This is a genomic window from Bradyrhizobium sp. SZCCHNS30572 (assembly GCF_032484415.1).
Taxonomy (GTDB): Bacteria; Pseudomonadota; Alphaproteobacteria; order Rhizobiales; family Xanthobacteraceae; genus Bradyrhizobium.
Map to the genome: position 1 here is coordinate 536,980 of NZ_JAUESY010000006.1, position 22,031 is coordinate 559,010.

A 22,031-nucleotide genomic window follows, 5' to 3' on the forward strand; every position below is an offset into this window, starting at 1 on the left:
CAAGGCGGGAATTGGGCGATTTGTCCAAGGGGGGAGTGATCTCGGCCGAACGGCGCCGGGATTGCGGCGACGCGGCGGCGTCGCGGCCCCGCAGCCTCAGGTGGTGCGATAATGCAGCACGCCGTCGATGGTCTGGCTGGTCAGGCGGCCCTCGACCAGCATGTAGTTGACATGGGCGATCAGCTCGCCGGCGGCGAAGCCCATCTGGTGCGGGTCGAGCACGTGCTTGTGGAACACGACCGGCACGAGCTGCGCCGAGGTCTTCGGCTCGTCGCGGCAGGCGTCGGCGATCATCCGGCAGCGCTCCTCGTGGTGGTCGGCGAGCTGCTTGATGCGCGTCTTCAGCCCGTAGAACGGCACGCCATGGCCTGGCAGCACCAGCACGTCATAGGGCAGGGTGGTGGTGAGGCTCGCCAGCGAGGCCAGATATTCGCCGAGCGAGTTCTGGTCGGGCTCGACCGCCCAGACGCTGACATTGGGCGAGATCTTGCTCAGCACCTGGTCGGCGGACAGGAACAGCTTGTCGGCGGCGCAGTACAGCATGACCTGGTCGAGCGCGTGCCCGCCGCCGGTGATGACCTTGAAGCGCCGGCTGCCGATTTGGATCTCGTCGCCATGGGAGATGCGGCGGTAGGAGGCCGGCAGCACCGAGACGCGCTGCAGATATTCCTGGCCGCGGCCGAGCAGCTTGTCGGTCAGGGTCTCGTCCATGCCGTGGCGGCGGAAGAACAGCCGCTGGGCATTGCGGCGCTCCTCGGTGCCGCGGTTCTGGTGATAGACCGACTGCAGGTACTCGACCTGCGACATCACCAGCGGGCAATTGAAGCGCTCGACGATCCAGCCGGCGAGCCCGACATGGTCGGGATGCGAATGCGTCACGATCAGCCGGCTGATCTTGACGTGCTTGAGCGGGCCATCGAGCAGCCGCGTCCAGGCGGCGATCGACTCCTCGTTGCCGAAGCCGGAGTCCACCGCGACCCAGCCATCGCCATCGGCGAGCAGATAGATGTTCACATGGTTGAGGCGGAACGGCAGCTTCAGGCGCAGCCACAGCACGCCGGGCGCGACCTCGACGACCTGATCCTCACCGGGATGCTGCTCCCAGGGATAGCGCAGGGCTTCGGCGGAGGAGTGAACGGTGTCTGTCTTCGTCATGCCTCATCGATTAACGGCCGCCGCGCGCGAGCGCCAGCCGAAAAACACATGGCTGGACGGCATTCCGGGGTACGGAAGCTGCGTCGGGTCGCGCCAGCATGACCTGCCTCGACGCCTTCTGCTTCGCCACGCCCCCGTCATTCCGGGGCGAGGCCGCAGGCCTCGAACCCGGAATCGCGAGATTGTCTTGCGCTCATCAGCTCGAGATTCCGGGTTCAATCGCCAATGCGTAAAGCGCATTGACGATTGCCCCGGAATGACCGGCGAGTAGCAACTACGCCGCCCGGATGTTGGTCAGGAACGCATCGACCTCGGCGCGCAGGGTGTCGGCCTCGCGCCGCAGCGCTTCGGAGGCACTGAGCACCTCGTTGGCGGAGGTGCCGGCCTGGGCCGAGGCGCTGGAGACGCCTGTGATGTTGTTGGAGACCTCGGTGGTGCCGGAGGCCGCCTGCTGGATGTTGCGGGCGATCTCGTGCGTCGCGGTGCCCTGCTGCTCCACGGCGGCGGCAATCGCGGTGGTGACGTTGTCGATCTCGGCGATGGTCTCGCCGATGTTGCGGATCGCCGACACGGCCGACGAGGCGACCTGCTGCATGCCTGCGATCTGGGTGCGGATCTCGTCGGTGGCCTTGGCGGTCTGGCTCGCCAGGCTCTTCACCTCCTGCGCGACCACCGCGAAGCCGCGCCCGGCCTCGCCCGCGCGCGCCGCCTCGATGGTGGCGTTGAGCGCGAGCAGGTTGGTCTGCGAGGCGATCGCCTGGATCAGGTCGACGACGACGCTGACGCGGCTCGCGTTGTCGGCGAGCCCCTGCATCGTCGAATCGGTGGCGCCGGCTTCCTCGACCGCCTTCTTGGCGATCTGGGCCGAGGTCACGACCTGGCGGCTGATCTCCGCGATCGACGACGACAATTGCTCGGTGCCGGCCGACACGGTCTGGACGTTGACCGAGGTCTCCTCGGCAGCCGCCGCGACCGCATTGACCAGCGAGTTGGACTGGTCGGCGGTCTGTGACATGCTCTGCGCGGTCGCCTGCATGGCCGTGGCGGAGTTCTGCAGCGTGCCGAGGGCGCTGCGCACCGTCGCCTCGAACGTGGCGATCTGGGCCTCCATGCGCGCGGCGCGCTCGGCCTTGGCGGCATTCTCGCGGTCCTGCTCGGCGGCCAGGGTGCGGGCACGGACCATGTTCTCGCGGAACACCTGCAGGGTGTCGACCATCGTGCCGATCTCGTCGCGCTGCTTCGAGGCCGCAATCTCGGTGTCGAGATCGCCGCTCGACAGCGTCTGCATCGCCTGCTGCAGCCGCTTGATCCGGCGCAGGATGTTGCCGCCGACATAGAGCCAGACGAACAGCACCGAGCCGAGCAGCGTGGCTGCGCCGGCACCGGCCATGCCGAGCGTTGCCAGCTCGATGTCACGGCCCGCCGTGCCGGTGGTGCTTTCGGTCGACTTGCGCACGCCTTCGACGAGCTGCTGCACGCTGATGTCGAGACCGACATTGAGCTTGCGCGTCTCCTCCAGCACGGTCTGCCCGTAATCGTTGGCGTCGAGCTCCTTCTCGCGCGTCTTGAACACGCGGGCCTTGCCCTCGCCGAGTGCGGCGAGCTTCAGCGCGGCATCGTGGATTGCCTTGGTGCTGCGGCCGGTCGGCAGCAATTCGAGATTGGATTTGAGCTGCGCCAGCGCCTCCTTGAACTGCCGCTCGATCGTCTCCAGCGTGTCGCTGTCGTTGGCCGATAGCGCGGCGGCCATCTGCGCCACCAGCAGGTTGCCGGACGCGATCACGTTGCCGAGCTGCTCGACGAACCGTGCGGCCGCCGTCGCGTCGTCCGCCGACACCTCGGCCGCGCCGAGCACGGCGTTGAGCTGCGTCTGGGCATCCAGCATCGGCTCGTTGGCGGCGGCAGTGAAGTCCGCCTGCGCCTTGCGCAACGCGTCATACTGCTTGTTGTGCAGGGCCGCGACTTCGAGACGCTCGCGTGCGGCGGACACCAGGCTCTGATTGGCCTCGTTGATGTTCTTGATGGTCTCGGCGAGCGGAGCCACCACGCTCTTCGCGGCGCCGAGCGCGCTGATCTCGCTCAGGCGCTCCTGCGTGGTCTTCTGGATCTCCTGCATCTTCTTCAGGCGCTCGTTGAGCGCGTCCTCGCTCTGGGACTGCAGCAGCGCCGGGCCGAGGCTGGCCAGGCCGGAGCTCTGCGCCAGCAGCTGCAGGCTCGAGGTCAGGCGCGGAATCTCGCGGCCCGAGAGTTCGACCATGGTGCCGCCGACGTGTCGCAGCATCAGTCCCGCAGCGACGCTGATCGCGATCGCCATGCTCGCGATCACTGCGAAGGCTGCGAACAGGCTGCCGCGGACGCCCCATCTGGGTCGCAGGACTCCGAGCACCCTGCTGAAGCTGAACCGAATCGCCATCTCTGGTGTCCCCCGATATGCACTACTTGGAGCTGTTGCTTGCAGGCAGTATCGCGGCGGGCGGTTAACAAATCCGGGAAACTACTCGGGCAGTGCTGAGTTTTCTCGCATTTTCGCATTTCACCGTGCGGCATTTAACGGGACGGAAGGGATTGTTGGGCCGCGCTTTCGATAACCTATGACAGAAAAGGCCGGCATCGCTGCCGGCCTTCCCGTCGTTTGTTGTTATTTGACGCCTGCGGATCAGTAGCGGGCCGCGAGCGGAGCGCCCCAGTTGAAGCGGTAGTTCACGCCAGCCTTGAAGGTGTGGTCGTCGGTGGTGAAGCTGCCGGTCGGCACCAGCGCGGCGGGCGCCGTGAAGGTGGCGCTGCCGAAATTGTAGTACTGATACTCGGCCTTGGCCGACCAGTTCGGCGCGAACATGTATTCGAGTCCGCCGCCGACGGTCCAGCCGTTGCGATGGTCGCCATTGGTCGCGAAGCCGACCGGCGTGCCGGCGAACGTCACCTTCTCGTTGTTGTCGGAATAGGCGTAGCCGCCCTTCACGTAGAGCAGGCCCGGACCCCAGGTATAGCCGAAGCGGCCGGTGATCGAGCCGAGGCCGCGCTGGCTGTTGGTGTAGACGAGGCCGCCGGGGAAGGCGGCGCCGACGCTGCCGCTCAGCCAGCTGTACTGGCCCTCGGCGCCGATCACCCAGGTCGGTGCGAACTGCCAGTCGGCGCCGACCTGCAAGCCGCCCAGGAAGCGGCCGTTGGAGTTGTTGCCGGTGGCGAGGCCGGAGAAGTTGTTGTCGCTCGAGAACGCGCCGCCGAGATGGGCGCCGAGATAGAAGCCGGTCCAGTTGTAGATCGGGGCGGCGTAAGCCGGCGGCGCCTTGGTGGCGTAAGGATAGGTCCGGGCGCCGAGATCGGCGGCGACAGCGGACTGGGCCGAAGCCAGCGCGGCGACGGCAACGGTTGCGAACAGGATCTTCTTCATGGCGGGTCTCCGATACTCAACTAACAAGGCTCGCGCATCGCGCGCCGTCGATGCATCGGAGATAGATCGCTTTTGAATAAAATGCTGTCACTCCCGCAGCACACCGGCCTCCAACCCGACCTTCTCCGGGCAAAGGTTCTGGCGTAGTTAGCAATGCACTAACGAAGGCTGAACCGGGAGTTAACGCCGGGCCCCTTTGTGCCGCCGCGGCACAACCGGTTAAGGCGCGTTAAGAGCTCGATGCAGGGCCGCGACTGCGTCGCGCAGCTGCTCGCGATGAACGAGGTCGTCCTTGGGCATCGAAGCGATGCCGGCGGCGAGCTCGTGCAGAATCGCGGCGAGCAGTCCGAAGTTCAGGTGCATATGGATCGACTTGCGGACGTCCTCTGGGCCGGGCCGCTCCAGGGTCAATGCCAGGCCGGATGATTCGAGATGGGCTTCGAACCGCGAGGAATGCTCGAACGTGCCGGCATAGAACTTGTCGGGATATTCGAGCGCGATCTCGGCCTTGTCCGGGATGGGTTTCGACATGGTGGCTCCTGAAGCGGCGATGCATGAATGTTCGCAGATCCGCCTCCCGCCGCCTTGCGCCAGGTCATAGTGGGAGGAGCGCCTGCATCCTCGGCCGAAACGGGCTGGACCGCATTTCTACGGAGGCGGAAATTTACCTTCCCTGAGAAAAGGTTGTGCACGCTGGATCAAATTAACGACTCGATGCCGGTCGTTCCGGACGGACCAGCTCCATGCAAGCGAGCGGAGAGGGCTCCGGCGGGGCGACGGCGGGTGCAGTCCACCCTCCAGCGAATGTGCCGCCGACATGAAGATGCGTCTCTCCATTTCCACGTTCATTGCGGCTTTTGGCCTTGTGCTCGCACTCGGCTTCGGTGCGGTCGTGCTGACCAGCGCCTATGCGCTGCGCGAGCTCAAGGTCGGCGGGCCCCTCTACGACAAGATCAAGCTCGGCAATGATCTGGTGGCCGACATCCTGCCGCCGCCTGAATATGTGCTCGAGGCCTATCTCGAGGCGACCCTCGCACTCCGGACGCCGAACGACCTCGACACGCACGTCAATAAGCTGGCGCAACTGAAGAAGGACTATGAGGATCGCAAGACGTTCTGGACCGGCTCGGCGCTGCCGTCCGATCTGAAATCGCTGCTGGTCGAACGATCGGACGGCGAGGTCCGGAAATTCTGGCAGGCCCTGGAGGCCGAGTTGATCCCGGCGCTGCGCTCCGGCGACATGGCGAAGGCCGATGCCGCCTATGCCCGGCTGGCCGAAGCCTACGCCGCCCACCGCGCGGTGATCGATACGCTGGTCGACAAGGCGAACAAGCTGAATTCGGACATGGAGGCGACGGCGGCGACCCAGGATCGCAGCATCTCCATCATTGTGTGGACCGTGTCCGGCATCGTTCTGGCTCTGGTCGTCGCCGGCATGTCGGGGCTGGTGATCGGCGTCGTCCGTCCGCTGTCGCGCATGACCGGGCTGATGCGGCGGATCGCCGAGGGCGATCTGTCGGCCGACATTTCCTATTCGGAACGCGGCGACGAGATCGGCGCGATGGCGGGCGCGCTGAGCATCTTCAAGACCAACGCGCTCGAGAACGCGAGCCTGCGCGACAGGCAGGAGCGCGATCGTGCGGCCGCCGAGGAGCATAAGAAGCGCGCCATGCTCGACATGGCCGACGTGATCGAGCGCGAGACCGAGACGTCCGTCGAAGCTGCGGCCGGCGCATCGCGCCAGGTCGAGGCCGTCGCCGCAGGCCTCTCGAAACTGGCCGAGGAGCTGTCGACCGATGCGCAATCGGTGGCCGCAGCCTCGGAGAAGTCGCTCTCCAATGCCCAGACGGTCTCGTCGGCAGCCGAGCAACTGAGCTCGGCGATCCGCGAGATCTCGAGCCAGGTGGCGCGCGCCAGCACGATCACCAAATCGGCGGTGACCGAGCGCGAGAAGGCGAAGAACACGATGCTCTCCTTGTCCACGGCCGTGGACAAGATCGCCGAGGTCTCCAACCTGATCGGCGGCATTGCCGAGCAGACCAACCTTTTGGCGCTCAATGCCACCATCGAGGCCGCGCGCGCCGGCGATGCCGGCCGCGGCTTTGCCGTGGTTGCGGCCGAGGTCAAATCGCTGTCGGATCAGACCGCCAAATCGACCGAGGAGATCTCGCGGCTGATCGGCGAGGTGCAGACCACCACGCAGGCGACCGTCGACGTCGTCGAAGGCATCGGCAGCCAGATTTCCGAGATCGACGAGGTCGCAGCCTCGATCGCCGCGGCGATGGAGGAGCAGCACGCGGCGACCCAGGAGATCAGCCGCTCGGTCCAGTCATCGGCCAGCGCGGCGCGCGATGTGTCGTCCAAGATCGGCAATGTCGGCAGGGACGCCGGCATGGTCAACGATCGGGCCGCCGAGGTGCGCAATGCCATCGGCTCCGTGGCAACGGGCCTGACCTCGCTCCGTGCCACGCTGGTGAAGGCCGTCAGGACGGCGACCGCCGAAGCCGACCGCCGTCAGTCGCCGCGGTTGAAGTCGAGCCTGTCGATCAAGGTCGTCGACGATCGCAGGGGCACGGTGAAGGCCGATCTGGTGGACATTTCCGAAGGCGGCGCCTGGTTCCGGTTCGACCCCGAGCCGGGCATCGGCGATCGCGGCGTCATGGAATTCAGCGGCTTCGACGGCAGCGTGCCGTATCGGGTTCGCGCCCGTGACAAGGACGCGCTGCATGTCGAGTTCGACCCCGGCCAAAATCGCGAGGCGTTCCTGGCATGGTTCAGGCGGACCTTCGCACGGCAGGCGGCCTAGACGGAGCGAGGTCGCCTGCCTCCGCTCTCGGTCAGGAGAACGGAGGCATTGCTTCGAACGGGCTTCGTCAAACCGCCAATGTCATTGGCGCGAGACCAGATCGCTGATCCGCACCGGAAAGCGCCTGATCCGAATGCCGGTCGCGTGCGCCACCGCGTTGGCGACCGCCCCGGCAGAGCCGGTGATGCCGATCTCGCCGACGCCCTTGACGCCGAGCGGGTTGACGAACGGATCGTGCTCCTCGACCGTGAAGGCCTCGATCGCCGGGACGTCGGCATTCACCGGCACATGATACTCGCCGAGATTGGCATTCATGATCCGCCCGGTGCGGCGATCGGTGACCGCCTCCTCGTGCAGCGCCAGCGAGATACCCCAGATCATGCCGCCGACGAGTTGGCTCTTCACCAGCTTAGGATTGATGATCCGTCCCGCCGCGAACGCGCCGACCATGCGCGTGACGCGGACCTGGCCGAGATCGGGATCGACCTTCACCTCGGCAAAGACAGCGCCATGTGAATGCATCGCATATTGCTCGTTGGCCGCAGGGTCCGGCATGCCGCTGCCGGAGCCCTCGACCTGGTCGAGGCCGGCGCGGGCGAGGATGTCGGCGTAGCTCTCGCCGCGGCCCTCGTCGTCGCGCCGAAGCAGCCGACCGTTGCGCGCGATCACGCCGGCGTTGCCGGCGCCGAACAGCGGCGAGCGCTGGTCTGATGTCGCAAGCTCGGCGAGCCTGGCGATGACGGCGGCGCCCGCATTGTGGATCGCAGTACCGACCGTCGCCGTATGTGCCGAGCCGCCGGCGATGCCGGCATCCGGCAGGTCGGAGGTGCCGGCCTTGAACGTCACCCGGTCGAGTTCGAGCGCGAGCGAATCTGCCGCGATCTGTGCGAAGGCGGTCCAGGCGCCCTGGCCCATGTCGTGCGCGCCGCTCTCCACGACGCCGGTGCCGTCGCGCCGGATCACCGCGCGGGCCTGGCCCGCGAACATCAGCGCATGGAACGTCGCCGTGCCCATGCCCCAGCCGACCAGGAAGCCGTCCTTGTCGCGCATCATCCGCGGCTTCAGCGGCCGCTCCCACCAGCCGAATCGCTCGGCGCCTTGCGTGTAACACTCGCGCAGCGCCTTGGATGAGAACGGTTTGCCCGTGGCCGGCTCGACCTCGGCGTAGTTCTTGACCCGGAAGGCGAGCGGATCGAGGCCGCAGGCTTCCGCCATTTCGTCGACGGCGCTCTCCAGCGCGATCGATCCCGGCGCGATTCCGGGGGCGCGCACGAACAGCGGCGTGCCCGTGTCCATGCGTACCGCGTCATAGGTCGTCGCGATCGCCGGCGCGGCATAGAGCGTGTGCGTCACATGCGCCGCCGCTTCGTAGAAGTCCTCGAAGCTGGAGGTTGCGATCCTCGCGTGGTGACGGATCGCCGACAATTGTCCGGTGCTGCTGGCGCCGAGCTGCAGCGTCTGCCGGGTCGGCGAGCGATGGCCGAACGGGCCGTAGAGCTGCTCGCGCCGCGCCACCAGCTTCACCGGGCGGCCGACCATCTTGGCGGCGAGAATGCCGAGGACCTGCGGCCCGGCCATCAGGCCCTTGCCGCCGAAGCCGCCGCCGAGATAGGGGCTGCGGATCAGGATGTTCTCAGGCGCGATGCCGAACAGCTCGGCAACGCGGCCGCGCATCATCACCAGGCCCTGGGTCGGCGTGTCGATGATGAGCCTGTCGCCCTGCCACTCGGCGACGATCGCGTGCGGCTCCATTGCGTTGTGATAATGCGGCGGGGTCTCGTAGATCGCGGTGATCTGCTTGTCGCTGCCCGCCAGCGCGGCCTCGACATCGCCGTGATGGCTCTCGGCGGGAAAACCCATGCCGACGACAGGCGGCACATAGGCGTCGGCGGCATCGAGACCGATGCGGGCCGGCTCGGCCTCGTAGCGCGGCGACAGCAGCGCGGCGCCCTCGGTCGCGGCTTCCAGGCTTTCGGCAATGACCAGCGCGATCGGCTGGTTGGCGTAGCGCACACGGTCGTTCTGCAGCGCCTCGAAGCGGAATGCGAACGGGTTCGGCTTGCCGTCGGGATCGGCGTGCAGCGGCGGCCGGTTGGCGGAGGTCATCACCTCGACCACGCCGGGATGCGCCTTGGCGGCGTCGACGTCGAGCGCGACGACGCGGCCGCGCGCGATGCTGGAGACGGCGAGCACGGCATAGAGCAGGCCGGGCGGATTGTTGTCGGCGGCATAGCGCGCCGTGCCGGTGACCTTGGCACGGCCATCGACGCGCGACAGCGGCTGGCCGATGTTGGAGCCGTGTCTGACATGGGCGGGATCGCGGGAGAGATTGAGCTCAGGCGTCATGAAGTGCTCCTGGAACGGCGGAGAAGGGAGAGGCCGGCAGCGCCGGCACGCGCGACGGCGTGCCTTGCGCAGCGGCGGCAAGCGCGCGCATGATCAGGCTGCGCGCGAGAGGGATCTTGTGGGCGTTGTCGCCGGATGGCTTTGCATCGCGCAGCGCGATGTCGGCAGCCTGCTGGAATGTGTGCGGCATAGCCGGCTGGCCTGCGAGCAGCGCTTCGGCCTGGTGGGCGCGCCACGGCTTGGCAGCGACGCCGCCGAGCGCCAGGCGTGCGTGCTTGATCGCGCCGTTCTCGATCACGAGACCGGCCGCGGCGGAGACGACGGCGAACGCATAGGAATTGCGCTCGCGCACCTTCAGATAGCGCGCGTGCCTTGCGAACGCCCGCGCCGCCGCGGGCAGCCGGACCGCGACGATCATCTCGCCCGGCGCGAGCACGGTCTCGCGCTCCGGCGTGGTGCCGGGCAGGAGATGCAGCGCCTCCAGCGCGACCTCGCGCCGGCCGGAGCCGCCTTCGATCTCGACGATCGCATCGAGCGCGGCGAGCGGCACGCAGAAGTCCGAGGGGTTGGTGGCGATGCAGGCCTCGCTCCAGCCGAGCACGGCGTGCTGATGGGTGTCGCCCCCGCGCGCGTCGCAGCCTGCGCCGGGCGTGCGTTTGTTGCAGGCCGAGGCCGGATCATAGAAATACGCGCAGCGTGTCCGCTGCAGCAGATTGCCGCTGACGGTGGCCGCATTGCGCAACTGTGCCGAGGCGCCCGACAGCAGCGCTTCGGCGACTGCCGGGAAATCGCGCGCGAAGGCCGCGTCATGCGCAAGGTCCGCATTGCGGACCAGCGCGCCGATCCGGACGTCGCCATTGCCGAGCGTCTCGATCCGCGTCAGCTCCTTGATCTGCGAGATGTCGACGAGCCGCGCCGGCCTGACGACATTGCCCTTCATCAGATCGAGCAGGTTGGTGCCCGAAGCGAGATAGGCCGCGCCGGGCGCGCTGGCCGCTGCGACCGCCTCCGCGACGGTCGACGGCTTCACATAGTCGAACCGGTTCATGCCGCGCGCTCCTTGTCCTCGGCGAGCGTCGCCTGGGCGTCGAGCACCGCCTCGACGATGCCGACATAGGCGCTGCAGCGGCACAGATTGCCGCTCATGCCTTCGCGCACGCGCTCCGGATCGCCGCCGGCGTGACCTTCGTTGATGAGCCCGACCGCGCTCATGATCTGGCCGGGCGTGCAGAAGCCGCATTGCAGGGCATCGTGGGCGATGAAGGCTTCCTGCACCGGGTGGAGCCGGTCGCCTTGCGCGAGTCCTTCGATGGTGGTGATCGCCGCGCCGTCGAGGCTGACGGCCAGCGTCAGGCAGGAATTGATGCGGCGGCCGTCGACCAGGACGGTGCAGGCGCCGCACTGGCCGCGGTCGCAGCCCTTCTTGGCGCCGGTGAGGTGGAGGCGCTCGCGCAGCAGGTCGAGCAGGGTGACCCTGGGGTCGTCGAGCGCAAGCGTTCGCGGCTCACCGTTGACGGTGAGTCTGACAGTCCAATTCATGCGTTGTTCCGATCGAAGCGATGGCCTAATCGGATCGCAGCGGGCACCGCCTTACGGGCGATGGTCCGTCCAGATCCAGCGACCGCGGGACGACAGCTGAGGAAGGTTGGCTGTCCCGGGTGGCAGGTCTATCTATACGGAGGGTTCCTCCGTTTAGCAAGGGGACATGAACGGTCCGTCATCAAGAGCTGGTGAGATGGAGACGAAACCACAAGACCGCCATCGCAAGCCGCGCGCCGATGCGCAGCGCAACCGCGAGCGCGTGCTCGAGGCGGCCAAGGCGGTGTTCAGCGTCGGCGGCGCCGAGGCCAGCCTGGAGGCGGTGGCGCGTCAGGCCGGCGTCGGCATCGGCACGCTGTATCGCCATTTCCCCACCCGCGAGGATCTGTTCGAAGCGGTGTACCGGCGCGAGGTCGAGCAGCTCGCCGAGCTTGCGGAAGAGCTGAAGAGCGAGCCGTCGGCGGTCGAGGCGCTCCGCCGCTGGCTGCGCTCGACGGTGCAGTTCGTCGCCACCAAGAAGGGCATGATGGCCGCGCTCGCGATCGTCATGAACGCGAACTCCGAGCTCGCGGCCTATTCGCACGGCCACCTCACCCGCTCGATCGGCGCGCTGCTGGCGCGTGCCGTCGCGGCCGGCGAAATCCGCAGCGACATCAGCGCCGACGACGTCCTGCGCGCGCTGATCGGCATGTGCTACATGCACGACCAGACCGGCTGGCAGCAGAGCGTGCTGCGGCTGTTGGATGTGTTCGTGGATGGGCTGCGGGTGGGGAAGGGGCGGGCGTGAGATTGCCTCGCGCTGCGTATTAGCCGCTCATTGACTTGCCCGGGCCGACACGTCCGACGGCACTCTCGTCCGGGCGATACTCCGTAGATCCGGATGCTCCCTCCATCGTCATTCCGGGGCGCGCGAAGCGCGAGCCCGGAATCCATAACCACGTTCTGTTGCTGAAATTCGCAGTGCCTCTGTACGGCCCTCTCGCTCCACCACCAAGACCTGTGAGTATGGATTCCGGGCTCATTCGCTGCGCGAATGCCCCGGAATGACGAAGTTGGCGTGGGGTGATGCTATGAAACCGGCGTCCCGCAGGCGGCGCAGAATTTCGCGCGGGGTGTTCTCAACGGCTTTCCACACGACGTGCACGCCGGACCGAAATCACTTCGTCGATGGTGCCAGATCGCAAGGGCATTCGTCTCGTCAAAGCCGGTCAGTTCACGGTAGCGCTGCAGCACGCCCGCTTTGCTATCGACCGCAGCGGTGGCTTGCCCGAGAGTACATTCATTCAACCGCCGGTAGTCTTTGATGTCGTCGATCCGTTTCCTCAGGAGAGGCTCGATCTCCACCCACTCGTTCTCATCGAGCATGGGCACCTCGATGCCACAACGCCAGCAATATACTGTGATGGCCATCTCACCCCCGCAACCACTCCATCAGCGCCTGCGCCGTTTCCTCCGGCTGCTCGGGCTGCGGCAGGTGGCCGCAATTCTCCAGCACGACGAGCCAGCTGCCGTCGATGCCGTCGGCCATCTCCTTCGACAGGCTGTTCGGGATGGTGTTGTCGGTGTCGCCGGTCAGCACCAGGGTCGGGCAGCGGATCGCGGTCAAGGTCGGCCGCGAGTCCGGACGCGACATGATCGCCGTCAGCTGCCGGATGAAGCCGATGACGCCGACCTCCTCGGCCATGTCGTGCACGAGCTGGCGCAGCCGCGGATCATCCTGGCGCGACGGATGCACGAAGCCTGAGAACAGCTCGTCGACCACGCCGTGATAGTCGCCCTCCTTGGCGCGGGTGATCATGGTGCGGCGGCGGGCGCTCGCCTCCGGCGTGTCGGGCCGCGCCTGGGTGTTGATCAGCGCCAGCCGACCCACGCGTTCCGGCGCCTGGCGCATGATCTCGAGCGCGATGTAGCCGCCCATCGAATGTCCCGCGAGCGCGAAGCGCGGCGGCGCCTCGGCCAGGATGCGGCGGGCGATCGCGGCCATGCTGTCATCGCGGATGTGGTTGGCCACCATCACCGGCCCGAGCCGCCACAGCGCCGGGATGACAGGCGCATAGATGCGGGGCGACGAGATCAGGCCAGGCACCAGCACGAGCGGCAGCGCATCAGTCATGGGTCTTCCCCCCGGAAACGGCATTCACCTGCAGGTCCGGGTGTTGTCCGCCCGGCATGCCATTTACGCGCGAGAGGCGGCCGATGTCCAACGATGTGCTGCGGCTCGCGCCCGCCGCCCCAGGCCGACAACCTCGTCCCCAGCCGAGTCCTGGCTCCTCCTGCGCCTCTTCGCGGCAGCGGGTGGCCGGTCGGATGATCGCGGTGATCGGGTCGCCCGCGATGCTGCTTGGGCCGCGGCGCCTTCGGCTTTCGTGATTGCGGCGCCATTCGCGGCAATCTGGTGGCGTCGTCCGCAATTCGCGCGTGAGATCGGAGATCGAACTACTTCCGCTCCGGATCATGCCACCATCGCATGCAGCGCGATGATACCTGGACGGACCATCAATCGTGGCAAACAGGGTCGGGCGTCACGATAATATCACGTAATGGGCGTGGGCCGCGGCGTCGCAAGGCCTGCGACCACAACGATTAGTTCGCGCGGCCGGTAACTTCACGTGGCCGGCGATGGCCGGCTCTCTCGTGCTGCTGCGGAGATAAGTTGGTAGCACCGCGCTGTCGGTGATGACATCGGAACGAGTGTCGCGCGAAGTCCGGCTCTCACGAGAACGGCGAGTGCGCCGATCCGCGATGCAGCGAGGGGCGGGACGACGTGCTCGATCAGCGGCGCGACGATGCCTCTCGGCGATGTCGCTGCCGGATGGAGCAGCGGCGCTCGTGGCCGCGAGTTCGATGCGAAGGTTGCGGTGGCGTGACCTGATGCGCGAGCGAGAGCGAGCGCGCCAGCGGCCGAGGCCTCTCCTCGACGATCAGACGAGCAGAGGCTGCGCCGTCGCCGCGAGCTTCTTCAGCAGCGGCAGGAAGCGCTCCTTCATCTCGTCGACGCCGATGCGATCGACGTGGCCGCCGATGTTGGCGGCGGCGATGATGCCGCCGTCATAGCGGCGAATCGGCACTGAAATCGAGCGGAAACCCTGCTCCGCCTCACCGTCGACGAGCGAGTAACCGTCGTCGCGGACGGCGATGATCGACGCGAGCAATGCTTCCTTGTCGGTGATCGTCTGCGGCGTCATCTCGGTCAGCGTCATGCGCTCGACGGCCTGGCGCAACTGATCGTCCGGCATCCGGCTCAGCAACACGCGGCCGACCGACGTGCAGAACGCCGGCAGCCGATAGCCGATTTCGAGCCCGGTCGAGAACATCCGCGTCGAGGTCGCGCGCGCGATGAAGACGACCGACTCGCCGTCGAGGACGGCGAGCGAGCAGACCTCGCGCGCCTCGCCGGCCGTGTTGTCCATCAACGGCTGCATCACGCTGTTGATCTGGTTGGAGGCGAGATAGCTGGAGGCCAGCAGCAGCACGCGCGGCGTCAGCGAGAACAGCCGGTCGTCGCCATGGACGAAGCCGGAGGCCTTCAGGGTCAGCAGAATCCGTCGCACCGTGGCACGGGCGAGGCCGGTGAGTTCCGCGGCCTTGCTCAGCGTCATCGGCCGGCCCTCGCGGCTGAAGGCTTGTATCACCCGCAGGCCGCGATCGAGCGCTTCCACGAACTCGGGACCGTCGCCCCGAGCCTGCTTCTTCTCCTCATCAGTGCGCTTCAGTTTCGGCATCGGCCTGACATGATCCGCTGTTGTTGTTTTCGGCCGCAGTGAAGCTGCAGTCCGTTGGCCCCTCGGCTTCGGTTGTAGCTTTTTCACTTGCGCTTCTCCCCACTTAAAGCGAATCTAATCTGGGCGAACATGTGTTCGTCTAGCGAACATTATTAGATGATCGCGTGACGCTCAACGCCCGACTTGCGACGGAACAGGAGAGACGGCCATCATGATGAGCCAGGAGCAGAACGACCTGATCACGCGCGTCGGTCCCGGCGCGCCCGCCGGTAAACTAATGAGGATGTACTGGCAGCCGGCCGCGCTGGTCCATGAGCTCGCGGGCGAGCGGCCAGTGCGCGCGGTGAAGCTGCTCGGTCAGGACTTCGTGCTCTTCAAGGATGCGCAGGGCCGCTACGGACTACTTGATCGCGATTGTCCGCATCGCGGCGCAGATCTCGCCTTCGGACGGCTGGAGAACGGCGGGTTGCGTTGCGCCTTCCATGGCTGGCTGTTCGACGCCGACGGCAATTGTCTGGAGACGCCGGCCGAACCGGCCGGCTCGCCGCTATGCAAGAACGTCAAGCAACGCGCCTATCCCGTGGTCGAGAAGGGCGGCATCCTCTGGGCCTGGCTCGGCGATGGTGCAGCCCCGGCGTTCCCGGACCTCGACTGCTTCACCGCGCCAGACGCCTACACCTTCGCCTTCAAGGGCCTGATCGAGTGCAACTGGCTGCAGGCGCTGGAGGTCGGCATCGACCCCGCGCACGCCTCGTTCCTGCACCGCTTCTTCGAGGACGAGGATACGTCGACCGCCTATGGCAAGCAGTTCCGCGGCGCCTCCGCCGACAGCGAGTTGCCGATGACCAAGGTGCTGCGCGAATACGATCGTCCGATCATCAATGTCGAGGGGACCGAATACGGCCTGCGCATCATCGCGCTGCGTGAGATCGATGCCGAACGCACCCACGTGCGCGTCACCAATCAGCTGTTCCCGCATGCCTTCGTGATTCCGATGAGCACGGAGATGACGATCACGCAGTGGCACGTGCCGGTCGATGACGAGAGCTGCTATTGGTACGCGATCTTCACCAGCTATGGCGCGCCGGTCGACCGGGCGAAGATGCGGGCGCAGCGGCTCGAGCTCTATGAGCTGCCCGACTATCGCTCGCGCAAGAACAAGAGCAACGACTACGGCTTCGATCCACGGGAGCAGGCGACCGCGACCTACACCGGCATGGGCAACGACATCAACGTGCACGACCAGTGGGCGGTGGAGTCGATGGGCCGGATCCAGGACCGCACCCGCGAGCATCTGGGCCAATCCGACAAGGCGATCATCCAATATCGCCGGCTGCTGCGCGAGCAGATCGAGAAGGTCGCGAGCGGCGAGCCGCCGATGCTGTTCCTCGATGCCGCTGAGGCCCGCAGCGTGCAGGGCCCGGCGACGATGGACGGCATCGGTCCGACGCGCGGCTGGGAGACCTATTGGATGGAAGTCGACGTCCGCCGCCGCCGCAACGCCCCCTGGGCCCCGCCGGTGCCCGCGGATATCGTGCGGCGGGCCCCGCATCTGAGCGCGGCGGAGTAGCTCCTTTGCTCCGAGCTGCCGTAGGGTGGGCAAGGCCGGCGGAACGGCGCAGCGTGCCGTCCGACGGCGCGCCCACCATTCACGCGCACCGTCAAGGCGGTGGGCGCGTCGCGTTCGCAGTGTCCACTGGCGCAACAGCGGAGGCAGCGCTGCGAACGCGCCTTTGCCCGTCCTACGATTCGAGGAGCCGTCGTTGAGTTTCGTCGACAAGCATCAGTTGTGGAGCGTCGAGCAGGCCGAGGCCGCAATGCGCATGCGCCGCCTCGCCGAGGAGCACGGCCTCACCACCATCCGCTTCTCGTTCCCGGACCAGCATGGCATCCTGCGCGGCAAGACACTCACTGTCGATGCTGCTCTGTCCTCGCTCGAGGACGGCTGCTCGATCACGACGACCCTGCTCGCCAAGGACACCTCGCATCGCACCGTGTTTCCGGTGTTCACCGCCGGCGGCGGCTTCGGCATGGCCGAGATGCAGGGCGGTAGCGATGCACTGATGGTCGCCGATCCGACCACGTTCCGGGTGCTGCCCTGGGCGTCCGGCACCGGCTGGGTGCTGTGTGATCTGTACTTCGCCAACGGTGCGCCGGTCCCGTTCGCCACGCGCAATCTCTATCGGTCGGCATTGGCGACGCTCGAACAGCGTGGCTATCAGTTCATGGCCGGCCTCGAGGTCGAGTGCCACATCTTCAAGGTCGAGGATCCCAGGCTCGCGCCCGGTGATGCCGGCTCGCCCGGTCAGCCCGGCGTGCCGCCGACGGTCAGCCTGCTGACCCAGGGCTATCAATACCTCACCGAGCAGCGCTTCGATCAGATGGAGCCGGCGCTCGAGATCATCCGGGCGAACCTCGTCGCGCTGGGCCTGCCGTTGCGCTCGATCGAGCTCGAATACGGGCCGAGCCAGTGCGAATTCGTGCTGCAGCCGGGCATCGGGCTGGCGCCTGCGGATACGATGGTGCTGTTCCGCAGCGCCGTGAAGCAGATCTGCCAGCGCCACGGCTATCACGCCACCTTCATGTGCCGGCCGCGCATTCCCAACGTGATGTCGTCGGGCTGGCATCTGCACCAGTCGCTGGTGGCGCGCGACGGCAGCAACGCCTTCATGACGGAGGATGCCGAAGGTCTGTCCGCGCTCGGCCGCCACTACATGGCGGGTCTGCTCGCGCATGCGCGCGCCTCCGCACTGTTTTCGACGCCGACGATCAACGGCTACCGGCGCTACCGCGCCTATTCGCTGGCGCCGGACCGCGCGATCTGGGGCCGCGACAACAGAGGCGTCATGATCCGCGTGCTCGGCGGCCCCGGCGATCGCGCCACCCGGCTGGAGAACCGCATCGGCGAGCCGGCCGCCAATCCCTATCTCTACATGGCCTCGCAGATATCAGCCGGCCTCGACGGCATCGACCGCAAGCTCGATCCCGGCCCGTCGGCCGACGTGCCCTATGAGACCAAGGCCGACCTGTTGCCGAAGTCGCTGGGCGAGGCGGTCAACGTGTTAAAGCAGGACGCGTTCTTCCGCGAGGCGTTCGGTTCGACCTTCATCGACTACTACACCTTCCTCAAGACCGCCGAGCTCGAGCGCTTCCAGGCGGAGGTGTCCGACTGGGAGCAGCGCGAATATTTCGAGATGTTCTGACGGCGGATGCTGGCGCAGTGATCTATCGATAGCGCCACGTGCGGATTCTGAATCATGATCAACATATTCACCGATTTCGACGCCCGTACGGATGACGGTCTCTGCTGGCTTCTCAAATACCGCCAGAGCGATCTCGCGCAGCAGATCGATGAGCTCAAACTGGGAAGGGGAGACCGGATCATCCTGTTTCAGGATGACGATGATTTCGAAGTCGCTGCAACGCTCGATGTTCGCCATGTCGAAGTTCTCGGGCGTAATGCATGGGTTGCGATTCCTGACTGGGAAACGCTGGTGAGAAAATAGCGCAGCCCCTCACACGCTGCGCGTCAGCCCGCCGTCGACGCGGATGTTCTGGCCGGTGATGTAGGCGGCACCCTCGGAGGCCAGGAAGGCGATGGTCGCGGCGATCTCCTCGGACTTGCCGTAGCGGCCCATCGGCACCGTCTTGCGGCGCTCCTCCGTCGCCGGCAGGCTGTCGATCCAGCCCGGCAGCACGTTGTTCATGCGGATGTTGTCGGCCGCGTAGGTGTCGGTGAAGATCTTGGTGAAGGATGCGAGCCCGGCGCGGAACACCGCCGAGGTCGGGAACATCGAAGACGGTTCGAAGGTCCAGGCGGTCGAGATGTTGATGATCGCGCCGCCCCTCTGCGCCTGCATGACCGGTGTCACCAGGCGTGTCGGGCGGATGACGTTCAGCAGATAGGTATCGAGGCCCGTGTGCCACTGCTCGTCGGTCAGCTCCAGGATCGGCGCTCGCGGGCCGTGGCCGGCGCTGTTGACGAGCACATCGATGCGGCCCCAGCGGTCCATCGCGCCGTCGACGAGGCGTTTCAGATCGTCGCTGGACGTGTTGGAGCCGGTGATGCCGAGGCCGCCGAGCTCGGCCGCCAGCGCCTCGCCCTTGCCCGACGACGACAGGATCGCGACGTGGAATCCATCAGCGGCAAGCCGGCGCGCGGCCGCTGCGCCCATGCCGCTGCCGCCCGCGGTGACCAGTGCGACACGTTGTGTGGCCATGACGATGACTCCTGCCTTTCACGGATGACGACGGCGATCATGTAGCGCCGTTCTCCCGGTGGCGTCGAGCAAAACACAGGAACGCGCCGGTCGCCATGACGGCGAGCGACAGATCATCAACAAGCCGTATCGGCACCGATCTGATCCGGCGCGTTGCTTGACCGGCGGCTGCAACGCGCCGAAAATCGGAAACAGGCCGGTGCAACGGGAACGCGCCACCGCGTGGATCCGTTGAGACCGGACAGCAGGGAGGCACGATGCGCCACGTGACGACGCAGACACCGGCCGATACGCCGGCCGTTCAGGTTCGCGGCGCGTCGCGCGAGCCCGGCGTGGTCGCGGCGAGCGTCTATGCCGATGGCCGCCGCGTCGCAGACATCGCCATCGAAGAGGCCGGCGCCTGGAGCAGGCGGCCGGGCCATGTGGTGTGGATCGGGCTGCATGAGCCTGATGCTGCGCTGCTGCAGCGCGTCGCGGATCAGTTCGGGCTGCACGAGCTCGCGATCGAGGATGCGTCGAAGGCGCATCAGCAGCCCAAGGTCGAGCGCTACGGCGATGCGCTGTTCGTCGTCGCCCGCACCGCGCAGCTCGTCAAGGAGCACATCGTGTTCGGCGAGACCCACATCTTTGTCGGCCCCGGCTTCGTGGTCTCGGTGCGCCACGGCGCCTCGACCTCCTATGGCGCGGTGCGCGAGCGCTGCGAGAGCTGTCCGGGCTCGCTCGCCAAGGGCGAGGACTACATCCTCTATGCGATCCTCGATTTCATCGTCGACAACTACCGGCCGGTGACCGAGAGCATCATGGCCGAGGTCGAGACGCTGGAGGAGGTCGTGCTGCAGCGGCCGCTCGCGCGCCACGAGGTCGACCTTCTGTATCGCCTGCGGCGCGACCTGCTGCGGCTGCGCCGCGCCGTCGGCCCCGTGGTCGACGTCTGCAAGCGGCTCGAGCATGTCGACAACGTCGCGATCGACGCCGAGATGGCGCCGCTGTTTCGCGACGTCCTCGACCACGCCAAGCGCGCCGAGGAGGATGCGGATTCCCTTCGCGAGATCCTCGCCTTCGTGTTCGAGGCCAGCATGATGGCCGGCCAGGCGCAGCAGACCGACATCGCCCGTCGACTCACGGCCTGGGCGGCGATCCTCGCGGTGCCGACGGCCGTCGCCGGCATCTACGGCATGAACTTCGAGCACATGCCGGAGCTGAAATGGCAATACGGCTACTACGCCGTGCTGGGCTTCATCGCCACCGTGTGCAGCGTGCTGTACTGGCAGTTCCACCGGCGCGGATGGCTGTGAGGGGAGGGGCCGTCGGTCCCTGCTCGCGAAGCGGGTTCAGCCACTTGCGAACGGCGCGAAGGCGTTGCTCCAAATCTCCTGCGCCCAAGCGAGGCGCGGTGCCAGGGCGCCGAGTGCGGTGGCGCCGCGACCGCCGGGCACGACGTGGCGCGTGTGGCATCGAAATCGTTTGCCGTCGAGGAGGCAAGGCGTGCCATGGCGCAGCGGTCACGCCGCGGCGGATCGCCCCTGGTGCGCGGACCACCACGCGGCGATCGCGTCCGTCAGTTCGTCCCAGATCGCGGTCGGCAGGTCGGGCACGGCGACGCGCACGCTGTAGCGATCCGTGGTGGCGTCGTGAAACCATTCCGTCGCAGCGAAATCGAAGCCGAAGCTGCCGGCGTGGCGGATCGGCAGCCCGGCGCGCCGGAGATCGTCGCTCATGGCGGTTGCGGCTTGCCGCGCGGTGGCCTCGTCGAGCGGCGCGCGGCCGGCGAGCGTGACGTAGAGCCCGTGCGCGAAGTCGAGCTCCGCGGTCAGGCCGTGCAGCGCGGTCGCGAATTGACGCCGCGCGCGCCGGCTGTTGCGCAGGATGGCGGCGACGCGCCGCGCGGTCAGTTCGCGATAGGCGGGCAGGCCGACATAAGGCGGGAAATGCGCCGGCAGCGCCGCGCCGCCGAGCAGCCTGACGGCGTTGCGCGTCTCGTCCGGCAGCGTCTGAAGCACAACGCGGCCCGCGGCGGCGGCCTTGCTCCAATCGATGAAGGCGACCGAGCCGAGCCGGCCGTATTCGGCGCCGAGCGAGTCGAGCTTGGTGTGGCTGCGCACCATCACGACCGGCACGTCCCAGCGTCGCGCCCAGGCCAGCACGCGGCGAATGCGGCCGGAGCCATTGGCAAAGCAGGTGGTGTCGAAGATCAGGAGATCGATCACCGGACGGTCGCAATTCAGTACGGCTTCGAAGCGCGGCGCGGTCGCGCTGGAATCGATCAGCAGCAGCCGCGGCGCGGGCGAGGGCTGCGCCAGCGCGGCGGCAAGGTCACGGGTCAGCGTCACCGGGCGCAGGTGCCGCGCATGCGCCGCGACCAGCTCCTGCGTCTCGCCATAGGAGCCCGGCAGCATCAGCAGGTCCGCCGTACCGAGAACGGGCCGCGTCGCGAGCAGCAGTGCCGCGATCGCCGCCATGCCGGAGATGGTGTAGATGGTGTCATGACGGCTCTCGCCCGCCGCGTAGAACGACGGCCCGCGCACGTCGAGATCGGCGCGCTGATAGTCGTAGCTGAAGGCGAACGGTCCGGCGCGATGATCGTCCGCATCCGCCCAGGCCGTCTCGGTCGCGGTCCAGTCGCTGAGCGCGTGCTCGGCCTTCAGCGCGGCCGCGAGCTGAAACTTGCGCCGGACGACCTCCATCACGGAGCGCGGCGCCGGCAGCGCATGCGGTCTCCGCAGGCAGCAATTCAGGAGCTGCAGCTCCTGATGCTTGCGGGCGAGATAGGCTTCGATCGTCTCCATCGGGCTCTTCACGGGTGATGCTGGCGGCCGGGATGCAACGCGCAGGGATTGCGATGGGTCCAACGG

At 67.1% G+C, this 22,031-nt stretch carries 18 protein-coding genes; 6 read left to right on the forward strand and 12 right to left on the reverse strand.

All coding sequences use genetic code 11. From position 1 onward, the window contains the following. Nucleotides 1–96 precede the first annotated feature (96 nt). The 4 genes from QX048_RS19530 to QX048_RS19545 form a co-directional block, all read right to left on the reverse strand. On the reverse strand, nucleotides 97–1,155 hold the full coding sequence (locus QX048_RS19530; protein ID WP_315717897.1) for an MBL fold metallo-hydrolase: 1,059 nt from the start codon (nucleotides 1,153–1,155) through the stop codon (nucleotides 97–99). Between the two features lie 274 nt (nucleotides 1,156–1,429). Then, nucleotides 1,430–3,568, reverse strand: a complete 2,139-nt coding sequence (locus QX048_RS19535) for a methyl-accepting chemotaxis protein (RefSeq protein WP_315827995.1) — start codon at nucleotides 3,566–3,568, stop codon at nucleotides 1,430–1,432. A 243-nt stretch (nucleotides 3,569–3,811) separates the two neighbouring features. Continuing rightward, on the reverse strand, nucleotides 3,812–4,546 hold the full coding sequence (locus tag QX048_RS19540; protein ID WP_315717895.1) for a porin family protein: 735 nt from the start codon (nucleotides 4,544–4,546) through the stop codon (nucleotides 3,812–3,814). A gap of 219 nt (nucleotides 4,547–4,765) precedes the next feature. After that, entirely contained in the window at nucleotides 4,766–5,077 is a 312-nt protein-coding gene (locus QX048_RS19545; RefSeq protein WP_316191827.1) for a hypothetical protein, read from the reverse strand. A gap of 286 nt (nucleotides 5,078–5,363) precedes the next feature. Here QX048_RS19545 and QX048_RS19550 point away from each other — a divergent pair, with 286 nt between their 5' ends. Beyond that, nucleotides 5,364–7,352, forward strand: a complete 1,989-nt coding sequence (locus QX048_RS19550) for a methyl-accepting chemotaxis protein (protein WP_316191826.1) — start codon at nucleotides 5,364–5,366, stop codon at nucleotides 7,350–7,352. An 81-nt stretch (nucleotides 7,353–7,433) separates the two neighbouring features. Here QX048_RS19550 and QX048_RS19555 read toward each other — a convergent pair whose 3' ends face one another. The 3 genes from QX048_RS19555 to QX048_RS19565 are packed head-to-tail and all read right to left on the reverse strand — an operon-like array spanning nucleotide 7,434 to nucleotide 11,237. Further along, nucleotides 7,434–9,698: a xanthine dehydrogenase family protein molybdopterin-binding subunit gene (locus QX048_RS19555; RefSeq protein ID WP_316191825.1), complete on the reverse strand. Its 2,265-nt coding sequence runs from the start codon at nucleotides 9,696–9,698 to the stop codon at nucleotides 7,434–7,436. Continuing rightward, a complete protein-coding gene (locus tag QX048_RS19560) occupies nucleotides 9,688–10,746 on the reverse strand; it encodes a xanthine dehydrogenase family protein subunit M (RefSeq protein WP_316191823.1) in 1,059 nt (352 codons plus the stop codon). Before QX048_RS19560 ends, QX048_RS19555 begins: the two co-directional genes overlap by 11 nt. Then, entirely contained in the window at nucleotides 10,743–11,237 is a 495-nt protein-coding gene (locus tag QX048_RS19565) for a (2Fe-2S)-binding protein (protein ID WP_316191822.1), read from the reverse strand. Before QX048_RS19565 ends, QX048_RS19560 begins: the two co-directional genes overlap by 4 nt. A 196-nt stretch (nucleotides 11,238–11,433) precedes the next feature. Here QX048_RS19565 and QX048_RS19570 point away from each other — a divergent pair, with 196 nt between their 5' ends. Continuing rightward, nucleotides 11,434–12,024 carry a TetR/AcrR family transcriptional regulator gene (locus tag QX048_RS19570; RefSeq protein ID WP_315717889.1) on the forward strand — a complete coding sequence of 197 codons (591 nt, stop codon included), beginning with the start codon at nucleotides 11,434–11,436 and terminating at the stop codon, nucleotides 12,022–12,024. Nucleotides 12,025–12,305: 281 nt separating this feature from the next. Here QX048_RS19570 and QX048_RS19575 read toward each other — a convergent pair whose 3' ends face one another. The 3 genes from QX048_RS19575 to QX048_RS19585 form a co-directional block, all read right to left on the reverse strand. After that, entirely contained in the window at nucleotides 12,306–12,602 is a 297-nt protein-coding gene (locus QX048_RS19575; RefSeq protein ID WP_316191820.1) for a zinc-ribbon domain-containing protein, read from the reverse strand. Nucleotides 12,603–12,648: 46 nt separating this feature from the next. After that, a complete protein-coding gene (locus QX048_RS19580; protein WP_315751328.1) occupies nucleotides 12,649–13,350 on the reverse strand; it encodes an alpha/beta hydrolase in 702 nt (233 codons plus the stop codon). 808 nt (nucleotides 13,351–14,158) lie between these two features. Next, the gene (locus tag QX048_RS19585; RefSeq protein WP_315717886.1) at nucleotides 14,159–14,959 is read right to left on the reverse strand and encodes an IclR family transcriptional regulator C-terminal domain-containing protein; all 801 of its coding nucleotides are present in this window, start codon (nucleotides 14,957–14,959) and stop codon (nucleotides 14,159–14,161) included. Nucleotides 14,960–15,170: 211 nt separating this feature from the next. Here QX048_RS19585 and QX048_RS19590 point away from each other — a divergent pair, with 211 nt between their 5' ends. The 3 genes from QX048_RS19590 (at nucleotide 15,171) to QX048_RS19600 (ending at nucleotide 18,465) form a co-directional block, all read left to right on the forward strand. Then, complete coding sequence (locus QX048_RS19590) at nucleotides 15,171–16,529, forward strand: aromatic ring-hydroxylating dioxygenase subunit alpha (protein ID WP_315828001.1); 1,359 nt, start codon at nucleotides 15,171–15,173, stop codon at nucleotides 16,527–16,529. A gap of 193 nt (nucleotides 16,530–16,722) precedes the next feature. After that, entirely contained in the window at nucleotides 16,723–18,162 is a 1,440-nt protein-coding gene (locus tag QX048_RS19595; protein ID WP_316191819.1) for a glutamine synthetase family protein, read from the forward strand. A gap of 54 nt (nucleotides 18,163–18,216) precedes the next feature. Then, nucleotides 18,217–18,465: a hypothetical protein gene (locus QX048_RS19600; protein WP_315828003.1), complete on the forward strand. Its 249-nt coding sequence runs from the start codon at nucleotides 18,217–18,219 to the stop codon at nucleotides 18,463–18,465. 9 nt (nucleotides 18,466–18,474) lie between these two features. On the opposite strand, the gene QX048_RS19605 is transcribed toward QX048_RS19600, so the two are convergent. Next, nucleotides 18,475–19,179 (reverse strand): SDR family oxidoreductase, encoded by a 705-nt coding sequence (locus QX048_RS19605; protein WP_315828004.1) that lies wholly within the window; start codon nucleotides 19,177–19,179, stop codon nucleotides 18,475–18,477. A gap of 257 nt (nucleotides 19,180–19,436) precedes the next feature. On the opposite strand from QX048_RS19605, the gene QX048_RS19610 reads away from it, so the two are divergent. Then, nucleotides 19,437–20,474, forward strand: coding sequence for a magnesium and cobalt transport protein CorA (locus QX048_RS19610; protein ID WP_315828005.1), 1,038 nt, complete (start codon nucleotides 19,437–19,439; stop codon nucleotides 20,472–20,474). Between the two features lie 207 nt (nucleotides 20,475–20,681). Here the strand turns inward: QX048_RS19610 and QX048_RS19615 are convergent, their stop codons facing one another. Continuing rightward, on the reverse strand, nucleotides 20,682–21,965 hold the full coding sequence (locus tag QX048_RS19615) for a hypothetical protein (protein WP_315828006.1): 1,284 nt from the start codon (nucleotides 21,963–21,965) through the stop codon (nucleotides 20,682–20,684). Nucleotides 21,966–22,031 lie beyond the last annotated feature (66 nt).

What these genes read in the sequence shown, in the direction of transcription:
- QX048_RS19605 (WP_315828004.1), bottom strand. Translation starts at nt 19,179, where the DNA reads ATGGCCACACAACGTGTCGCACTGGTCACCGCGGGCGGCAGCGGCATG.
- QX048_RS19600 (WP_315828003.1), top strand. Translation starts at nt 18,217, where the DNA reads ATGATCAACATATTCACCGATTTCGACGCCCGTACGGATGACGGTCTC.
- QX048_RS19535 (WP_315827995.1), bottom strand. Translation starts at nt 3,568, where the DNA reads ATGGCGATTCGGTTCAGCTTCAGCAGGGTGCTCGGAGTCCTGCGACCC.
- QX048_RS19615 (WP_315828006.1), bottom strand. Translation starts at nt 21,965, where the DNA reads ATGGAGACGATCGAAGCCTATCTCGCCCGCAAGCATCAGGAGCTGCAG.
- QX048_RS19575 (WP_316191820.1), bottom strand. Translation starts at nt 12,602, where the DNA reads ATGCTCGATGAGAACGAGTGGGTGGAGATCGAGCCTCTCCTGAGGAAA.
- QX048_RS19585 (WP_315717886.1), bottom strand. Translation starts at nt 14,959, where the DNA reads ATGCCGAAACTGAAGCGCACTGATGAGGAGAAGAAGCAGGCTCGGGGC.
- QX048_RS19570 (WP_315717889.1), top strand. Translation starts at nt 11,434, where the DNA reads ATGGAGACGAAACCACAAGACCGCCATCGCAAGCCGCGCGCCGATGCG.
- QX048_RS19560 (WP_316191823.1), bottom strand. Translation starts at nt 10,746, where the DNA reads ATGAACCGGTTCGACTATGTGAAGCCGTCGACCGTCGCGGAGGCGGTC.
- QX048_RS19590 (WP_315828001.1), top strand. Translation starts at nt 15,171, where the DNA reads ATGATGAGCCAGGAGCAGAACGACCTGATCACGCGCGTCGGTCCCGGC.
- QX048_RS19565 (WP_316191822.1), bottom strand. Translation starts at nt 11,237, where the DNA reads ATGAATTGGACTGTCAGACTCACCGTCAACGGTGAGCCGCGAACGCTT.
- QX048_RS19530 (WP_315717897.1), bottom strand. Translation starts at nt 1,155, where the DNA reads ATGACGAAGACAGACACCGTTCACTCCTCCGCCGAAGCCCTGCGCTAT.
- QX048_RS19555 (WP_316191825.1), bottom strand. Translation starts at nt 9,698, where the DNA reads ATGACGCCTGAGCTCAATCTCTCCCGCGATCCCGCCCATGTCAGACAC.
- QX048_RS19580 (WP_315751328.1), bottom strand. Translation starts at nt 13,350, where the DNA reads ATGACTGATGCGCTGCCGCTCGTGCTGGTGCCTGGCCTGATCTCGTCG.
- QX048_RS19545 (WP_316191827.1), bottom strand. Translation starts at nt 5,077, where the DNA reads ATGTCGAAACCCATCCCGGACAAGGCCGAGATCGCGCTCGAATATCCC.
- QX048_RS19550 (WP_316191826.1), top strand. Translation starts at nt 5,364, where the DNA reads ATGAAGATGCGTCTCTCCATTTCCACGTTCATTGCGGCTTTTGGCCTT.
- QX048_RS19610 (WP_315828005.1), top strand. Translation starts at nt 19,437, where the DNA reads ATGCGCCACGTGACGACGCAGACACCGGCCGATACGCCGGCCGTTCAG.
- QX048_RS19540 (WP_315717895.1), bottom strand. Translation starts at nt 4,546, where the DNA reads ATGAAGAAGATCCTGTTCGCAACCGTTGCCGTCGCCGCGCTGGCTTCG.